This is a genomic window from Chitinibacter sp. FCG-7 (assembly GCF_040047665.1).
Classification (GTDB): Bacteria; Pseudomonadota; Gammaproteobacteria; order Burkholderiales; family Chitinibacteraceae; genus Chitinibacter; species Chitinibacter mangrovi.
Genome location: NZ_CP157355.1, coordinates 1,322,941 through 1,337,638, shown reverse-complemented (window position 1 = coordinate 1,337,638; position 14,698 = coordinate 1,322,941). Strand labels below are relative to the sequence as shown.

Sequence of the window (14,698 nt, the reverse complement as noted above, 5' to 3'; positions counted from 1 at the left end):
GACTCGCCGTTGCGAGCAGCTTTGGGGTGATGTGTGGTTGATGCGCGTTTGCGGGCGAATATTTTTGCGCTGTACTTGGTACAGGGCCTCAATTACGTCGTCTCGTTTGTAACTTTCCCGTTTTTACTGGTGCAGCTTGGTAGCGCAGGCTTTGGCGTGATGAATTTTGCCTTTGCCAGCATTCAATACGGTGTGCTGCTCACCGACTTTGGTTTTAATTTATCAGCGGTGCGCGATGTGGCGCAGGTGCGCGATGATCCGAAGGCGGCCGCGCGGATTTTCTGGCGTGTGACTTGGGCCAAAGTGCTGCTCATGGTGGCCTCCAGCCTGATTTTGCTGGTGCTGACCTTTAGCCTGGATAGCTGGCGCAGCCACAGCGAGGTGTTTTTATGGAGCCAGCTGTATATCGCCAGCTCGGTGCTATTTCCGCTGTGGTATTTCCAAGGTTTTGAAAAACTGCAGCTCGCCTCGGGGCTGATGGTGTTTGCGCGTGCGCTGATGCTGGGCTTTTTGCTGTATTGGGTCAGTGGTCCGCAAGATATTGTGCTGGCGGTGATTTTGCAGGCGATGCCGCAGATTTTGGCAGGTTTAGTGTGGTGGTTTAGCGGCTGGGGGATTGCGCGGCCGCAATGGGTGGTTGTCCAGCTGGGCGAATTGCGCGATGCGCTGCGCGCCAGCTGGCCGTTTTTCCTGTCGGCAATTTCAACCAGCCTCTATACGACTTCGACGACGGTGCTGCTCGGGATGTTTGCTGCGCCGGTGCAGGTTGGTCTGTTTGCCGCCGCCAGCAAGCTGGTGTATATCGCGCAGGGGCTGATTGGCCCACTGATTCAGGCGATGTACCCAAGGATTGCGCAATTGGCGGTTAGCAATAAAGCCGGTGCGCTGACCCTGATTCGTAAAGCCTTGCTGATTCAAGGCGGTATTGGTTTGACGATGACATTAGCGCTCGCGCTCTTTGTGCCGCTATTTACTCCACTTAGCGTGGCGCTGTTTGGTGCCGACTTTGGCCTGTCGCGCGCATTTTTGGCGCTGGCCGATTCGCAACTGATTTTGTACTGGTTTGCACCGGTGATTTTGCTCGGCGCGGTGTCCTTGGTCTTTGGTCAGCAAACCTTGCTGGTGTTTGGTCAGGAGCGTTATTTTAGTCGGGTCTTGGTTGTGGCTGGCGTGCTCAATGTGGCGCTGATGTGTCTGCTGGTGCCGGGCGCTCAAGAGGCCGGTTTGCGCGCCGCGCAATCGGTGCTGATTGTCGAGGCCTTTATTGTCGCCGCTTTTGCCTGGCGTGCCCGTCAGGTATGCCGTGATGTGCGGCGACAAATTGCTCAAGAAGATGCTCGAATTGCGCAAGGAGAGGTGTCGTGAGTTCAGCTCTGGTTTCATTTGTATTGCCTTGCTTTAATTCCGGGCAGTATCTGCAGCAAACAATTGATGCAATTAGTCTGCAGAGCTATACGCACTGGGAGTGTATTGCAATTGATGATGGCTCAAGCGATACCACGCTGAGTATTTTGCAGGCAGCTGCGCAGCAAGATCCGCGCTTTAAGATTATTAGTCGTGAAAATCGTGGCCTGATCGCCAGTCTGAACGAAGGCATTGCCGCAGCCAGTGGCGAGTGGATTGCGCGAATTGATGCCGACGATATTTGCACGCCCGATCGTTTGCTCAAGCAGCTTGACTATTGCCAGACGAATCAGGTGGACATCTGCGGTAGCTGGGTTGGCTTTATTGGTGATCGCAGCGGCGAATGGCACACGCCAGAGTCCGATGCCGAAATCCGCCTGGCCTTGCTGTTTAATACGCCCATTGCCCATCCGTCGATCTTGGCACGCGCGGCCTTGCTCAAGGTGCACCCTTACCCAAATGATGCGCCGCATGCCGAAGACTACGCGCTGTGGTGCCAGATCGCTGCAACCACGAGCGCGCGTTTTGCCAATATTCCGCAAGTACTGCTGCATTATCGCACCCACCCCGGGCAGGTCACGCAGGCCAAAAAAGCCGCTTTGCTGATTACCGCGCAATGTGTACGCGAGCAATACGCCCGTACCGCCTTGCCCGTCGCCTTGCAGCCTTTGGCCGCCGAGTTCGCCAAGCTGGCCGAGCCGAGCCGGATATTGAATCATGCCGAATGGCTGTGGATGGTCGATTTTTTCAGCCAATTACTGGCGCTGCGCCCGGAAAGCCGAGGTGCTTTGGGTGAAATCTGGCTGGATACTCTGCAGCGCAGTCGCGGCGTAAACCTGCTCGATTTGCCACGCGTACTGAAACTCGCCTTGCACATGCCGCCACCCAAAGCCGAGCGCAAAAAAATGCTCAAGCAAAGCCTGCGGCTGGCAATGTCCGATTGTGTCTGGCGGAAGATCAAGCCATGAGTGAATCGAAGAAAGTGGCTATTTTTCTGCGTGACCTCGGGCTGGGTGGCGTGGAGCGCTGCGCGGTGCTGGTGGGTGAAGGGCTGGCTGCTCAGGGCTTCGAGGTGACGCTGGTGCTGCTGGGTGGCTCGCGCAATCTATGGGCTTCGCGAATTAAAAACATCAAGGTGCTTGACCTGTCGAGTCAGTGGCAGCCCTTAAAGCCGCTGACTTGGCTGGCTGGCTGGCGCGCTGCGCGGCAAGTGGTGCGCGAACATGATGTGCTGATTGCCGGTACATTTTTGCTGCCCTTGTATATGGCCTATGCCGCCAGCCTAGGCTTGGGCAAGCGGGTGCTGGGTTGGGTGCACGGCCCATTTTATGAGCTCGATGCTTTTGCCCGCATGAATGTGGTGCATCGCCGTGCTTGCCAATTTGTTTATCGTCGCCTGAAAGAGCTGGTGTTTGTGTCCGAGCATGCGCGCACCTCGATGGCGCGCTGGCTGGAGCAGGCGCCGTCTGCAAGCTGGCAGGTATTGCCCAATTTTGTCGACGCGCAGCAAGGGCTATTGCCGCGGATTGAGCGCGAGGCAGGTGCGCCGCTGCGCCTGCTGTTTGTTGGCCGCATTGCCGAAGAAAAGCAGCCACAGCTTTGGCTCGATACCTTGGTCGCGCTCAATATGCAGGGCGTGGCCGCACAGCTGACCATTGTTGGTGATGGCCCGCTGGAGGCTGATTTGCAAGCGGCTGTGCAGGATAGGCGGCTGACGTCCCAGGTGGTATTTGCGGGGCGGCGGGAGAATGTTGGCGAATATCTGGCCAATGCTGACGTTTTGTTGCTAACCTCAGGGTTTGAGGGTTGCCCCCTGGTGGTATTGGAATCTATGCCAATTGGCCTGCTGGTTGCCAGTACAAACGCCGGTGGGGTATATGAATTGTTTGGTGATGGATCCAATAGCCGGCGTGATGATTTTGTTGTGCCTGAGGCGACTGGTGAAGCCTTGGCCCGGCTGATTGTGCGCCAGCAAGGCCAGCGGCAGTTACTGCAAAACTTCCTGCAGCAACGCGCCGCACATTATTCGCAAGCGCGAATTCTGCAACAATGGGCGCACTTGCTTGCTCCAACCCAGCCATCTTCCGAGTCGCTATGAACCGCACGGCACTATTAATCCCGCATTTTAATAACCCCACTGGTCTGTGTGCCTCGCTGGCTTCGATTGGTGAGACAGAGCAAATTGACGTCTTTATCGTCGATGATGGCAGCGCTCGATCGACGATCAACGAAGATCAAGCGCGTGCTGTGTTTAAGGCGCAGGGAGTTGTGTACTTTTTGTATCTGCCTGCCAATTGCGGCATTGAATATGCGCTCAATACCGGGCTAGAGGCGATTTTGGCGGCTGGGTATGACTACGTAGCGCGGCTTGATTGCGATGATGTGGTGGCGGCAGATCGTTTTGCCAAACAGGTCAGCTATCTTGACGCAAATCCGGCGATCTATTTGCTAGGCTCGGCGGTGACTTTTTTTGAATGCCTGTCCGATGGCCGTCAGCAAGATCGCTTTACCATTCACCAGCCACAGACGCATCAGCAAATTGTGCGGCAGATGCACGATGACAATGCCTTTACCCACCCGACGGTAATGTTCCGCGTGGCTGGCGTGCGCGAAATTGGCCTCTATCCGCTCGATTGCAAGGCGGCGGAGGATTTTGCCTATTTCTGGCAGTTTGTGAAACGCTACCAAACGGCGAATTTAGCCGAAGTTTTAACCAGAAGTGAATACAACGACAGCGGCATCTCGATGAGCCGCCGTCGGCAACAACAGGCGATGCGGCTAAAACTGCTGGCGCGACATTTTGACTGGCGAGCCAACTCGGCAATCAAACTGGCCAAGGCTAGTGTGTCGTATGTTTTACCCTTGTCGGTCACACGCGCCTTGAAACGGGGCTTAGGGATTGGAAAATGGAATTGAACAACGACAAGGCAGCTCAGCCAGTTTTGCTGCTGATCCCTCATTACAATAACCCGGAAGGCTTGAATAAATCGCTGGCGAGCATTGGTGCCGATGAGCCGTGCGATGTGCTGGTGGTTGACGACGGCAGTGTGCGCAAGACTATTGATGCGGCGGCTGCGCAGGCGGCGTTTAAAGGTCAAGGTACTTTACGTATTTTGAATTTACCGCAAAACAAGGGCATCGAAGGCGCGCTCAATGCTGGCCTGGCTTGGGCCAAAGCGCGGGGCTACGAATGGATTGCCCGGCTCGATTGTGGTGATTGCAATGTATCTGATCGTATCGCCCGCCAGCTCTCGTTTCTGGCGCAATACCCGGATGTAGTATTGCTCGGTGGTGCGGCGAGTTTTGTTGATCAGCAGGGCGTCGAGCAGTTTGTATTGCGTCATCCGACCAAGCACGCCGACATTCTGGCGTTTATGAAAAAAAACTCGGCGTATATTCACCCAACCGTGATGTTTAAACTCGCAGCGGCCGATACAGTGGGGATGTATCCGCTCGATGCGCCTGCGGCCGAAGACTATGCGATGTTCTGGGCGATGGCACGCCAGTTTAAGGTGGCCAATCTGCCCGATGTGCTGATCCGCTACGAGTTGGACCCCAACGGTATTTCGCTGGGCAAGCGCCAAGTGCAGCTCAAATCGCGATTGAAACTGCAGCGCAAATACTTTGATGGTTCGCCAGCGGCCTTGGCGGGAATGGCCAGAACGGCGGCGCTGTTGGCGCTGCCGTATGAGCTGGTGTTCAAACTCAAATCCAAATTACGCGGGAATAAAGCATGAAACACATCCTGCACGTGGTTGAATCTTTTGGCGCCGGTACGCTGTCTATGGTGTCGGCGATGGCGAATCGGCAAAGTGCCGATGGCCATCGGGTGACGATTATTCACTCGGTACGCGAGGAAACGCCGGAAAATTGGCCGCAATTGTTTGCGGCGGCGATCAAATGCATTCATTTACCGATGCAGCGCGCGATTAATCCAATTAATGATTTTCGCTCGGGTCGTGCGCTGTATCGCTGGATTAAAGACTTGCAGCCCGATGTGGTGCACCTGCATTCGAGCAAGGCCGGGGCGGTGGGGCGTTTGGTGAGCCTGGCGTGGGCGGGGCAAGGCGGCCCACGCTGGTTTTTTTCGCCGCATGGCCTGTCATTTTTGCAGCGCGCCGAAGGGCGTTTGAAAAACAGTATTTTCCTAGGGATCGAGAAAATACTGGCTGGTGTGCCGGTGACTTTTCTGGCCTGCTCGCCCTCTGAGGGCGAAGAAATACGGCAACATCTTTCACCGAATGTGAAAGTGGTGAACAATGCGGTGGATTTGGCGGCAATTCCTGCTGCGACTGGGGTGTCATCACGATCAGGCGTGTTGCGAATTGGTACGGTTGGGCGCGTCACTTTGGCGCGTAATCCCGAATTGTTCGCCGATATTGCCGCACAATGCCGTGATTTGCCGCTTGAGTTTGTCTGGGTTGGTGGCGGGGATGAGAGTGGAGAAACCGCGCTGAAAAATGTCGGGGTATCGGTCAGCGGCTGGTGCGATCGTAGCTTTGCCTTGCAGCAGTTGGCTAGCCTCGATATCTATATTCAAACCAGCCGCTGGGAAGGATTGCCGGTGGCGGTGATCGAGGCGATGGCCGCCGGTTTGCCGGTGATTGCGACCAATGTCGTTGGTAATCGCGATCTGGTCAAAAATGGCGAAAATGGCTATCTGGCAGAAAGCGCCGCCGAGTTTGTGCAACGCATTGGCCAATTGGTCAACGATGCTGACCTACGCTTGCGCCTTGGCGCGCAGGCCAGAGCTTTTGCGCAGGCCAATTATTCGCTCGACCGGATGATGGGTGAGCTTTACGCCGCGTACGGATTTTAATCAATGGACAAGTTGTGACTTCGCAAAATACACAAAACAAGCATTTGCAAGCCGAGCGGGCGAAACCCTGGCTGGCACTGGCTGATTTTCTGGCGCTGTGCGTGTCGTTTGGTATCGCCATGTTGCTGCTGTGGCTGTTTCGCTACCACCGTATTGGTGCGAGCATGGAGCTGTGGTGGGTTTGGGAAGGGCAGCAGCAGGGGCTGGCGTTTCTCGGTCTGGCCATGATGACGGTGGCCAATTTCTGGTGGCGAGGGCATTACAGCCTGCGCCTGCCATTCTGGGACGAATTGCTTGAAGTGCTGCGCGCCTTGTTGCTGGCTGCACTGCTCAACGGCATGCTGGTGCTGCTGGGCAAATTTACCATTTCGCGTTTTCTATGGCCGGTTTCCTGGGGGATGGCGCTGATTTTATTGCCGTATGCACGCTCGGCAATGAAGGCTTTATTGCTCAGACTGCGCGTCTGGCAGCTGCCAACGGTGATTATTGGCGCTGGCATCAATGCCCAAGAGGCCTATCGGGCGATGACGTCCGAGCGCCAGCTTGGATTTGAGGTGCAGGCCTTTGTGTCGATTGACGCGCAAGCGCCTGATCAGCTGACTTTTGGTCAAGCATCTTTACCTGTTGTGCGCTTGGCGCGCGAGGACTTGCTGCCATGGCTGAGCGATCATGGCCGCCCGCATGTGGTGATTGCGGTCGATGAAGAAGAGCTGCGCCAGCTGGGGAGTCAGGTTGAGCAGTTGTCGCTGCGCTACAAAGACATCCACATTATTCCGCCAATCGCCGGTTTGCCCTTGTTTGGCGTGGTGCCGCATCATTTCTTTAGTCATGAAGTGCTGCTGCTGCGCGTGCGCAATAATCTGATGGTCAAACCGCTGATCCTGCTTAAGCGCGCGTTTGACTTGTTTGGCGCTAGCGTCGGTTTGCTGTTGCTGTCGCCGTTGCTGGCCTATGTGGTGCTGCGGATCAAGAAAGAAGGCGGCCCCGGCGCGGTGTTTTTCGGTCATGTGCGTATCGGCATGAATGGCGTGCCGTTCAAATGCTGGAAATTTCGCACCATGGTGCACAATAGCCAGGAAGTGCTGGAAAAATTGCTCGCGAGCGACGCGCAAGCCAAAGCCGAGTGGGAGCTGGACTTCAAGCTCAAGAATGATCCGCGGATTACCCGTATCGGCGCGTTTTTGCGCAAAACCAGCCTGGATGAAATCCCGCAGCTGTGGAATGTATTAAAAGGCGAAATGAGTCTGGTTGGCCCACGGCCGATCATTGACGCCGAACTGGAACGCTACGGTGATAAAGTCGATTTCTATCTGGAAGCCCGCCCCGGGCTGACGGGCCTGTGGCAGGTGTCCGGGCGCAACGACACAACGTATGCCGAGCGCGTGGCGCTGGATGCGTGGTACGTGAAAAACTGGAATTTATGGTACGACATCGCGATTGTCTGCAAAACCATTCGTACGGTGGTCAGCGGGCGCGGGGCGTATTAGGCGTGTGTGAGGTCTTAGGTGTCAGATGTGAGGTGTAAAGTCAAAAGCTTTTACCCCTCACGCCTCACGCCTTACTCCTCACCTACCGGAGGTAGGTAATGCAAGATTTTGTTCAATGGTTCCGTCAGGCTGCGCCGTATATCCACGCTTTTCGTGGCCGTACTTTTGTGATTGCGCTGGGCGGTGAGGTGGTACGCGATGGCAAGTTTGCCACGCTGACGCACGATATTAATCTGCTGACCAGTCTGGGTGTGCGCCTGGTGGTGGTGCATGGCGCACGGCCGCAGATCGAGGCGCGGATGGCCGAGCGCGGCTTGCCGCCGCAATATCACAATGGCGTGCGGGTGACTGACCAGCAGGCGCTTGAATGCGTGATTCAGGCCGCCGGTCATGTGCGCGTTGAGATTGAATCGTGGCTATCGATGGGGCTGGCCAACTCGCCGATGGCGAACGCTGATATTCGCGTATCGGCGGGTAATTTTGTGACTGCCCAACCGATGGGCGTGCGCGACGGCATCGATCTGCAATACACAGGTGAAGTGCGCAAGGTCGATACGACTGCGATTAATTACCGGCTGGATGACGGCGAAATGGTGCTGCTGTCGACCATCGGCTATTCGCCCACTGGCGAGATTTTCAACTTAACGCTCGAAGACGTCGCCACTAGCGCGGCAATTGCACTCAAAGCCGATAAATTGCTGTTTATGTTTGGCTCGCAAGGCGTCGTTGATGAGGCGGGCGAGCTGCAAACCGAGCTGACTGCAGTAGAGGCCGAGCAGTTTCTGGCCGATCATCCGAACGTGAACGAAGACGTGCAGCTCTATCTGCCCTGTGCGATCCGCGCAGTGCGCTATGGTGTGAAGCGGGCGCATCTGGTGACACATCACGTCGATGGCAGCTTGCTGATGGAGCTGTTTACCCACGATGGCATCGGGACGATGATCTCGCGCGCCTCGCTAGAAACGCTGCGCCACGCCACGATTGACGATATTGGCGGGATGCTGGCGCTGATCGAACCACTGGAAGATCAGGGGGTATTGGTCAAGAGGGGGCGTGAGCTCTTGGAGCGCGAGGTACACCGGTACTCGGTATTGGAGCACGATGGTAAAATTATCGGCATTGTGGCGATTCACCCGTTTGCCGAAAGCCGGATGGCCGAGCTGGCTTGCCTGGTGATTCATCCCGATTATCGTGATGAAGATCGTGGTGCCGATTTGCTGCGCCACGTCGAGCAGCAGGCGCGTGGGCTGGGGATGGAGAAGCTGTTCGCGCTGACGACGCGCACCAGCCACTGGTTTGTCGAGCGCGGCTTTACGCAGGCGACGGTGGACGTGCTGCCGATCGAGAAAAAACAGCTCTATAACTACCAGCGCCGCTCGAAAGTCTTTATTAAGTCGCTGACGCGCTAGCCTGCTTGAGATTTGATTTGCGATTGTGAATCAAATCTCAACAGACCCTAGGATTTGGCCGGTTTTTCCGATGTGGTTTTGCCCCATTTTCTGTATTTTTCTAGTCCAGAAGGGTCAAGAAATAGTAAGCTCCACGCTATGCCAAGTCCTTCCGCCTTTTCCTCGCTGCGAGCCCGCCTGATTGGCGCCAGTATTCTGGTGCAATCACTGCTGTTGATCGTTCTGCTTTTCAATACCTCCAGAATCTGGAGCGAAATGGTGCAGCACGTCACCGAGGTGCGGGTGCAGGAATTATCCCGCTTGCTCAGCGCTGCTTTTACCACGCCGCTGGCGGGGGGTGATCTGGCCAAGGCCAGCGATTTGCTTGATGGCATTCGCTCCAATGACGGCATTGACTACCTGATTCTGCTTGATGCCAAGCAGCAGATTATTGCCGCACGCGGCTGGGATGTCTCGCAGCAGCTGCCCGTACTGACCACGGTGGCGACGATGGATCAGACCGATCCGGTGCTGATTCATGCCGCCACCCGGATCGAGCAGGGCGGCGAGTCGCTTGGCGAGCTGCGTTTTGGCCTGTCCAATGCCATCATGCACGACGCGGCCAAGCGCCTGCTCTGGCAAAGCGCGCTGGCGCTGGTGGCCGGGCTGATGGTGACGATTGTTTTGATGGCTGTGCTGGGCATTTGGCTCACCCGGCATCTTTACCGCATTATCAGCGCAGCTGAAACGGCGAGCCAGGGGCATTTTGAAGCGATGGCCGAGCCCAAAGGGCATGATGAAGTGGCGCAGATTACCCGCCGCTTTAATGAAATGGCCCGCGTGATTCGCGAGCGCGTCTACGCCCTGTCGCAGTCGGAAGCCAAATTCCACGCGATTGCCGACCACACTTACAGTACTGAATTGTGGCTGGACCCGGAGGGCAAACTGGTTTGGGTCAATGCCTCGGTTGAGCGCATGACCGGGTATTCGGTCAATGAGTGCCAACTGCTGCCCGATTTTCCACTATCGCTCGCTACGTCCGAAGAGCGCTCGCGTTTTGACGCCGCACTCAAGCAGGCCTTGCAAGAGCGTAGCGTGCAGCAGGATTATGAATTCCGTGCCGTGCGGCGCGATGGCACCTTGTTTTGGGCTTCGGCTAGCTGGATGCCGCTGATCGATGCGCAGGGCCAGTATCTGGGCTTGCGCGCCAGCTTGCGCGATAACTCGGAAATGAAAGACGATCGGCTGGCATTGCGCAAGGCCGTGGTCGAGCTGCGGCAGATCCAGTCGCTGGGGCAAAGCTATCTGCTGCGCGCCGAATCCGAGCGTGCCCGCATGCTGGCGCTGCTGGCGGCGATGCGCTTTGGCGTCCTGTTCCTGGATAACGATAACCGGGTGGTGTTTTTCAACCCGGCATTTTGCGAGCTATGGGGGGTATCCAGCAGCGACCTCAATAGCCATCGCCCGATCGGCCAGGTGCTGCAGCAGGCCGATAATCGCCCGGCCATGGGCGATATTCTGTCTATCTATCTGGAAGAACTCTCGCTGATGGAAGATCGGGTCGAGTTTGGCGAAATCACGATGAATGATGGCCGGATCGTGACGCAGAACTGCTACCGCGTGCTCGATCAGAAAGGCAATACCAATGGTCGCCTGTGGGTCTATGAGGATGTCACGCAGCAGCGTGCGCTGGCTGAACATATGGTCAATCTGGCCGAGCGCGACGCGCTCACTGGCCTGTATAACCGCCATCGCTTCCAGCAGGAACTGGAGCGCATGGTATCCGAGGCAGATCGCCGCCAGCAATCGATGGCGCTGGTGTTCTTTGATCTGGACGAATTCAAGCATGTTAACGACAGCTTTGGTCACGCCGTCGGCGACGAGCTGCTCAAGGCGATTGCCCGCGAAATCGGCAAACAGGTGCGCCGCCACGAAGTGCTCTCGCGTCTGGGTGGCGACGAATTTGCGGTCTTGTTGCCCGAATGTGGCGAGTTTGAAGTCAGCAAGCTGGCCGACCGGATTGTCAGCTCGATTTCGCAAATCCAGTTTATGGCGGGCTCGCACCTGATGCGCCCGAGTACGTCGGTCGGCGTCGCGCTGTATCCGCAGCACGCTGAAAACGCCGAAGATCTGGTTGCGCACGCCGATTCGGCGATGTATCAGGCCAAGGCGGCCGGTAAAGGCACTTGGCGGCTGTATCGCCCCGATGCCGACCACTCGCGCAACGAGCTAAGCCGCCTGTCGTGGAAAGAGCGCATTGTTGATGCGCTGGAAAACAACGGCTTCGAGCTGCATTTCCAGGGCATTTACTACTGCCATGACAAATCGCTGGCGCATCTGGAAGCGCTGGTGCGGATGAAAGACGCCGAAGCGCCCAATGGCGTGATTATGCCGAATCATTTCATTCCGCACGCCGAAAAAACCGGCAAGATTCTCGATCTGGATCGCTGGGTGATTGCGCAGGTGATTCGCCAGCTCGCCAATTATCCCGATTGCCCGTCGATTGCGGTCAATGTGTCTGGTCGCTCGTTTGACGACCCGGAATTGCCTGCCTACATCCATAATCTGCTGGCGCAATATCAGGTTTGCCCGCAGCGCCTGCTGGTCGAGCTGACCGAAACCTCGGCGGTGTCCGATATGACCGATGCGCAGCGCTTTATCGATGCCTTGCGTGCCACTGGCTGCGTGGTGTGTCTGGATGATTTTGGCGTAGGTTTTGCCTCGTTTGCCTATCTGAAGCAATTGAAAGCCGATGTACTGAAAATCGACGGCCTGTTTATCCGTGATTTGCAAAATGACCCCGACAGCCAGGTCTTTGTGCGCGGCATGGTGAGCATTGCCCACGATTTAGGTAAAGTCACCATCGCCGAATTCGTCGAAAACGAAGCCATTTTCAATATGCTGGTCGAGTTTGGCGTTGACCAGGTGCAAGGTTACTGGCTGGACAAACCACAGCGTGATCACCCGGGGCTGCGCTAGCATGCCGATGAAAAACGACGACGAGACTCAAATTCTGCGTTTAAAAATGGCTCAAAATCCTCATTTACTACCTGTAAACGCTGGTTTTTCGCCATTTTTGGCCTTGCCTTTGAGCCTCTCGCTACCTTTTTCAACGGCCTGCTAATGTCTGCACGCGCCGCGGCCTTATTGCTGATTCGTGCCTACCAGCGCTACCTCTCGCCGTATAAAGGTTTTCACTGCGCCTATCGCTGCCACACCGGGCGCGCCAGCTGCTCGGCTTTGGGTTATCGGGTCATCCGGCGTTTTGGTGTAATCAGGGGTATAGCCCTGCTACGCAATCGCTTAAAGCGCTGCAGCGATATACATGCAGTCAGTATGCCGCCACGCCCATCGCGCTACCAGCGCGGCGATTGCGATCCGGGCTGTGATCCTGATTGCCTTGATTGCCTCAGCTGCGACTGGCCCAGCCGCTCGAAGAAAAACCCCAGACCGCCAAAAAAACGCAGCCTGTTCAGGCGCTAGCAAAAATCAGCACGAAACGGGAAAATTACCTTGATGTATACATCTATAGGTCAATGCCCAATTGCCTTGTAGAGATATACCCTGTTTACTTGGAGTAAGTATGATGGACTTGTTGCGCATCGCCGCTTTGTTTGCCATGACTGCGCTGGCTGAAATTGTCGGCTGCTATCTGCCGTGGCTGGTGCTCAAACAGGGCAAGCCGCTGTATCTATTGCTCCCGGCGGCGGTTTCGTTGGCGCTGTTTGCCTGGTTACTCACTTTGCACCCCAGTGCTGCGGGGCGAACGTATGCGGCCTACGGTGGCATGTATATTGTGATTGCGCTGCTTTGGCTTAGATTCGTGGACGGCATTACGCTCACGCGCTGGGATCTGGCAGGTGCAGCGCTGGCCCTGCTGGGCATGGCCGTGATTGCTTTGCAGCCGCTGAGCAAGTAGCGCTGAATGCAGATACTAAAAAGCCACCGGTGTCGGTGGCTGGTGGATGGGCTGATGCCAGTTTGTGGCCTATGCCTGAGCGATGCCTTCAGCAGGCTCGCCGTATTGGTTGCTATCGCTGCTTGGTTGAATAAACCAGTAGAGCAGCACAAGGGCACCAATCACCGGAATCAGCGAGAGCAGCAGGAACCAGCCGCTTTTGCCCAGATCATGCAGGCGGCGAACACCGGCGGCTAGACTCGGAACCAGGGTGGCCAGTGAAAACAGGCCTGAAACCAGCCCCGCCCCGGCAATGCCCAGCACCACACTGACCAAAAAGATAAACAAGGCAAACCACCAATATTCGGCGCGTGAGGCGCGGCCATTGAAATCGGCGTATTTTTTAAAGCACGTCTGGATGGATTCTTGGAATGTCATAGTCGCTCTGCTCGGTGAGTGATAGAAGGTCATAGAAAGCCAGCTTGGCTAGCTATTATTCTATTGCCAGAGAAAAAATGAAATCATCCCGTCAATTTCGTGCCGGATATGTGTCAGCACCGTCAATCTGGCGTGCAGTTATGGATTGCCAGCCCTCCAAATCAACACCCGTATGATCGGCAAACCAGCCGTCCACCGCTAGCGGCTAATGACGGCTTGCAGGTTTTTCTCGCCGGTAATCCGGCTGATCGCACCGAGCGCTTGATCACGGCTCGCGTAAGGGCCAAGGCGGACGCGATAAAGCTGATTGGCTGTCTGGATGCTTAGTTTGTCGGTATCCTGATCCAGCTCCCGAGCCAGATGGGCTTTGAAATTGTCGGCATTTTGCGCCGAGCTAAATGCGCCGAGCTGGACAAACACGCCGCCAGCCTGATCGCTCACCGGGATGGGGCGCGGGGCAGTGGCGCTTACAGGTGGACGGCTTGGTAATGGCTGCGCTGCCGCGCTAACAATCTGGCTGGGCGCATCACCCGGCAGCAGGCTTTCCACCCTGACTTCGGCGCTGCCATGCGTGGCATAGCCCAGGCGGCAGGCAGCGAGGAAAGACAGATCCATCACGCGGCCTTTATGAAATGGACCTCTATCATTGACGCGCACAATCACGCTGCGGCCATTTTTGACGTTGGTGACGCGCGCATAGCTCGGTAGCGGCAGGCTGGGGTGCGCTGCGGTCATCTGAAACATGTCATAGACTTCGCCGGTGCTGGTTTTCTGGCCGTGAAACTTGCGCCCGTACCAGCTGGCCATGCCTTGTTCCTGCAATTGCCCGGGAGCCTGTAGTGGCGTAAACGACAAACCCAGCACGGTATAGGGGCGATTGGCCCATTTGTGCAGTGGCTCCCAGCGGGGCGTGGGCTCGGCGATGTAATCGAGATTGCTAGGCAAATCGCTCATCGGGCCATCGTCTTTGTAAAACGCACCATTTCCGGCTTTCGGGGCGTAAGTGCAGCGATAGGGCGATGGCGAGCTGCTTTGCGTGCTGGCCGGTGTGGCCGTGGGAACAGGGGCTGGCTTGCTGGGGGTACTGGGTGGGGGTGTTGTGCTACAAGCACTGATCAGCAATGCCCCGATTAATATACCCTTGCTACTTGATTTCATTTCTAAGCCTTTATCCTGTAAACACCCAGCCTTGCGTTGATTCCAAAAGAACACCGCTCGCTTAGCGAGGCCCCCTCTCAGGGAGAGGGCGGGGGGTGTGGGAATA

At 56.3% G+C, this 14,698-nt stretch carries 13 protein-coding genes; 11 read left to right on the top strand and 2 right to left on the bottom strand.

Annotation, left to right across the window (positions count from 1 at the left end; all coding sequences use genetic code 11):
- Positions 1 to 33 precede the first annotated feature (33 nt).
- The 11 genes from ABHF33_RS06185 to ABHF33_RS06135 all read left to right on the top strand — a co-directional run bounded on the left by ABHF33_RS06185 (position 34) and on the right by ABHF33_RS06135 (position 13,017).
- Positions 34 to 1,365 (top strand): oligosaccharide flippase family protein, encoded by a 1,332-nt coding sequence (locus ABHF33_RS06185; protein ID WP_348946093.1) that lies wholly within the window; start codon positions 34 to 36, stop codon positions 1,363 to 1,365.
- Positions 1,362 to 2,372 carry a glycosyltransferase family 2 protein gene (locus ABHF33_RS06180; RefSeq protein ID WP_348946092.1) on the top strand — a complete coding sequence of 337 codons (1,011 nt, stop codon included), beginning with the start codon at positions 1,362 to 1,364 and terminating at the stop codon, positions 2,370 to 2,372. The genes ABHF33_RS06185 and ABHF33_RS06180 overlap by 4 nt, the downstream gene beginning before the upstream one ends.
- Positions 2,369 to 3,502: a glycosyltransferase gene (locus ABHF33_RS06175; RefSeq protein ID WP_348946091.1), complete on the top strand. Its 1,134-nt coding sequence runs from the start codon at positions 2,369 to 2,371 to the stop codon at positions 3,500 to 3,502. The genes ABHF33_RS06180 and ABHF33_RS06175 overlap by 4 nt, the downstream gene beginning before the upstream one ends.
- Positions 3,499 to 4,320: a glycosyltransferase gene (locus ABHF33_RS06170; protein WP_348946090.1), complete on the top strand. Its 822-nt coding sequence runs from the start codon at positions 3,499 to 3,501 to the stop codon at positions 4,318 to 4,320. Before ABHF33_RS06175 ends, ABHF33_RS06170 begins: the two co-directional genes overlap by 4 nt.
- Entirely contained in the window at positions 4,311 to 5,141 is an 831-nt protein-coding gene (locus ABHF33_RS06165) for a glycosyltransferase (protein ID WP_348946089.1), read from the top strand. The genes ABHF33_RS06170 and ABHF33_RS06165 overlap by 10 nt, the downstream gene beginning before the upstream one ends.
- Positions 5,138 to 6,223 (top strand): glycosyltransferase, encoded by a 1,086-nt coding sequence (locus ABHF33_RS06160; RefSeq protein WP_348946088.1) that lies wholly within the window; start codon positions 5,138 to 5,140, stop codon positions 6,221 to 6,223. The genes ABHF33_RS06165 and ABHF33_RS06160 overlap by 4 nt, the downstream gene beginning before the upstream one ends.
- A 14-nt stretch (positions 6,224 to 6,237) precedes the next feature.
- The gene (gene wbaP / locus ABHF33_RS06155; RefSeq protein WP_348946087.1) at positions 6,238 to 7,710 is read left to right on the top strand and encodes an undecaprenyl-phosphate galactose phosphotransferase WbaP; all 1,473 of its coding nucleotides are present in this window, start codon (positions 6,238 to 6,240) and stop codon (positions 7,708 to 7,710) included.
- Positions 7,711 to 7,808: 98 nt separating this feature from the next.
- Positions 7,809 to 9,119 carry an amino-acid N-acetyltransferase gene (argA, locus tag ABHF33_RS06150; RefSeq protein ID WP_348946086.1) on the top strand — a complete coding sequence of 437 codons (1,311 nt, stop codon included), beginning with the start codon at positions 7,809 to 7,811 and terminating at the stop codon, positions 9,117 to 9,119.
- Positions 9,120 to 9,257: 138 nt separating this feature from the next.
- Positions 9,258 to 12,077: an EAL domain-containing protein gene (locus ABHF33_RS06145; protein ID WP_348946085.1), complete on the top strand. Its 2,820-nt coding sequence runs from the start codon at positions 9,258 to 9,260 to the stop codon at positions 12,075 to 12,077.
- Positions 12,078 to 12,221: 144 nt separating this feature from the next.
- Positions 12,222 to 12,581 carry a membrane protein insertion efficiency factor YidD gene (gene yidD / locus ABHF33_RS06140; protein ID WP_348946084.1) on the top strand — a complete coding sequence of 120 codons (360 nt, stop codon included), beginning with the start codon at positions 12,222 to 12,224 and terminating at the stop codon, positions 12,579 to 12,581.
- A 100-nt stretch (positions 12,582 to 12,681) separates the two neighbouring features.
- Positions 12,682 to 13,017: a YnfA family protein gene (locus ABHF33_RS06135; protein WP_432803958.1), complete on the top strand. Its 336-nt coding sequence runs from the start codon at positions 12,682 to 12,684 to the stop codon at positions 13,015 to 13,017.
- Positions 13,018 to 13,086: 69 nt separating this feature from the next.
- Here the strand turns inward: ABHF33_RS06135 and ABHF33_RS06130 are convergent, their stop codons facing one another.
- Both ABHF33_RS06130 and ABHF33_RS06125 read right to left on the bottom strand, forming a co-directional pair.
- A complete protein-coding gene (locus tag ABHF33_RS06130; protein WP_348946083.1) occupies positions 13,087 to 13,434 on the bottom strand; it encodes a DUF805 domain-containing protein in 348 nt (115 codons plus the stop codon).
- Between the two features lie 198 nt (positions 13,435 to 13,632).
- Positions 13,633 to 14,592, bottom strand: a complete 960-nt coding sequence (locus ABHF33_RS06125) for a septal ring lytic transglycosylase RlpA family protein (protein ID WP_348946082.1) — start codon at positions 14,590 to 14,592, stop codon at positions 13,633 to 13,635.
- Positions 14,593 to 14,698 lie beyond the last annotated feature (106 nt).

Bases quoted from the DNA above. Each gene is read 5' to 3' on its own strand.
- ABHF33_RS06175 (WP_348946091.1), top strand. From the start codon at position 2,369: ATGAGTGAATCGAAGAAAGTGGCTATTTTTCTGCGTGACCTCGGGCTG.
- ABHF33_RS06170 (WP_348946090.1), top strand. From the start codon at position 3,499: ATGAACCGCACGGCACTATTAATCCCGCATTTTAATAACCCCACTGGT.
- ABHF33_RS06165 (WP_348946089.1), top strand. From the start codon at position 4,311: ATGGAATTGAACAACGACAAGGCAGCTCAGCCAGTTTTGCTGCTGATC.
- ABHF33_RS06160 (WP_348946088.1), top strand. From the start codon at position 5,138: ATGAAACACATCCTGCACGTGGTTGAATCTTTTGGCGCCGGTACGCTG.
- argA (WP_348946086.1), top strand. From the start codon at position 7,809: ATGCAAGATTTTGTTCAATGGTTCCGTCAGGCTGCGCCGTATATCCAC.
- ABHF33_RS06145 (WP_348946085.1), top strand. From the start codon at position 9,258: ATGCCAAGTCCTTCCGCCTTTTCCTCGCTGCGAGCCCGCCTGATTGGC.
- yidD (WP_348946084.1), top strand. From the start codon at position 12,222: ATGTCTGCACGCGCCGCGGCCTTATTGCTGATTCGTGCCTACCAGCGC.
- ABHF33_RS06135 (WP_432803958.1), top strand. From the start codon at position 12,682: ATGATGGACTTGTTGCGCATCGCCGCTTTGTTTGCCATGACTGCGCTG.
- ABHF33_RS06130 (WP_348946083.1), bottom strand. From the start codon at position 13,434: ATGACATTCCAAGAATCCATCCAGACGTGCTTTAAAAAATACGCCGAT.
- ABHF33_RS06125 (WP_348946082.1), bottom strand. From the start codon at position 14,592: ATGAAATCAAGTAGCAAGGGTATATTAATCGGGGCATTGCTGATCAGT.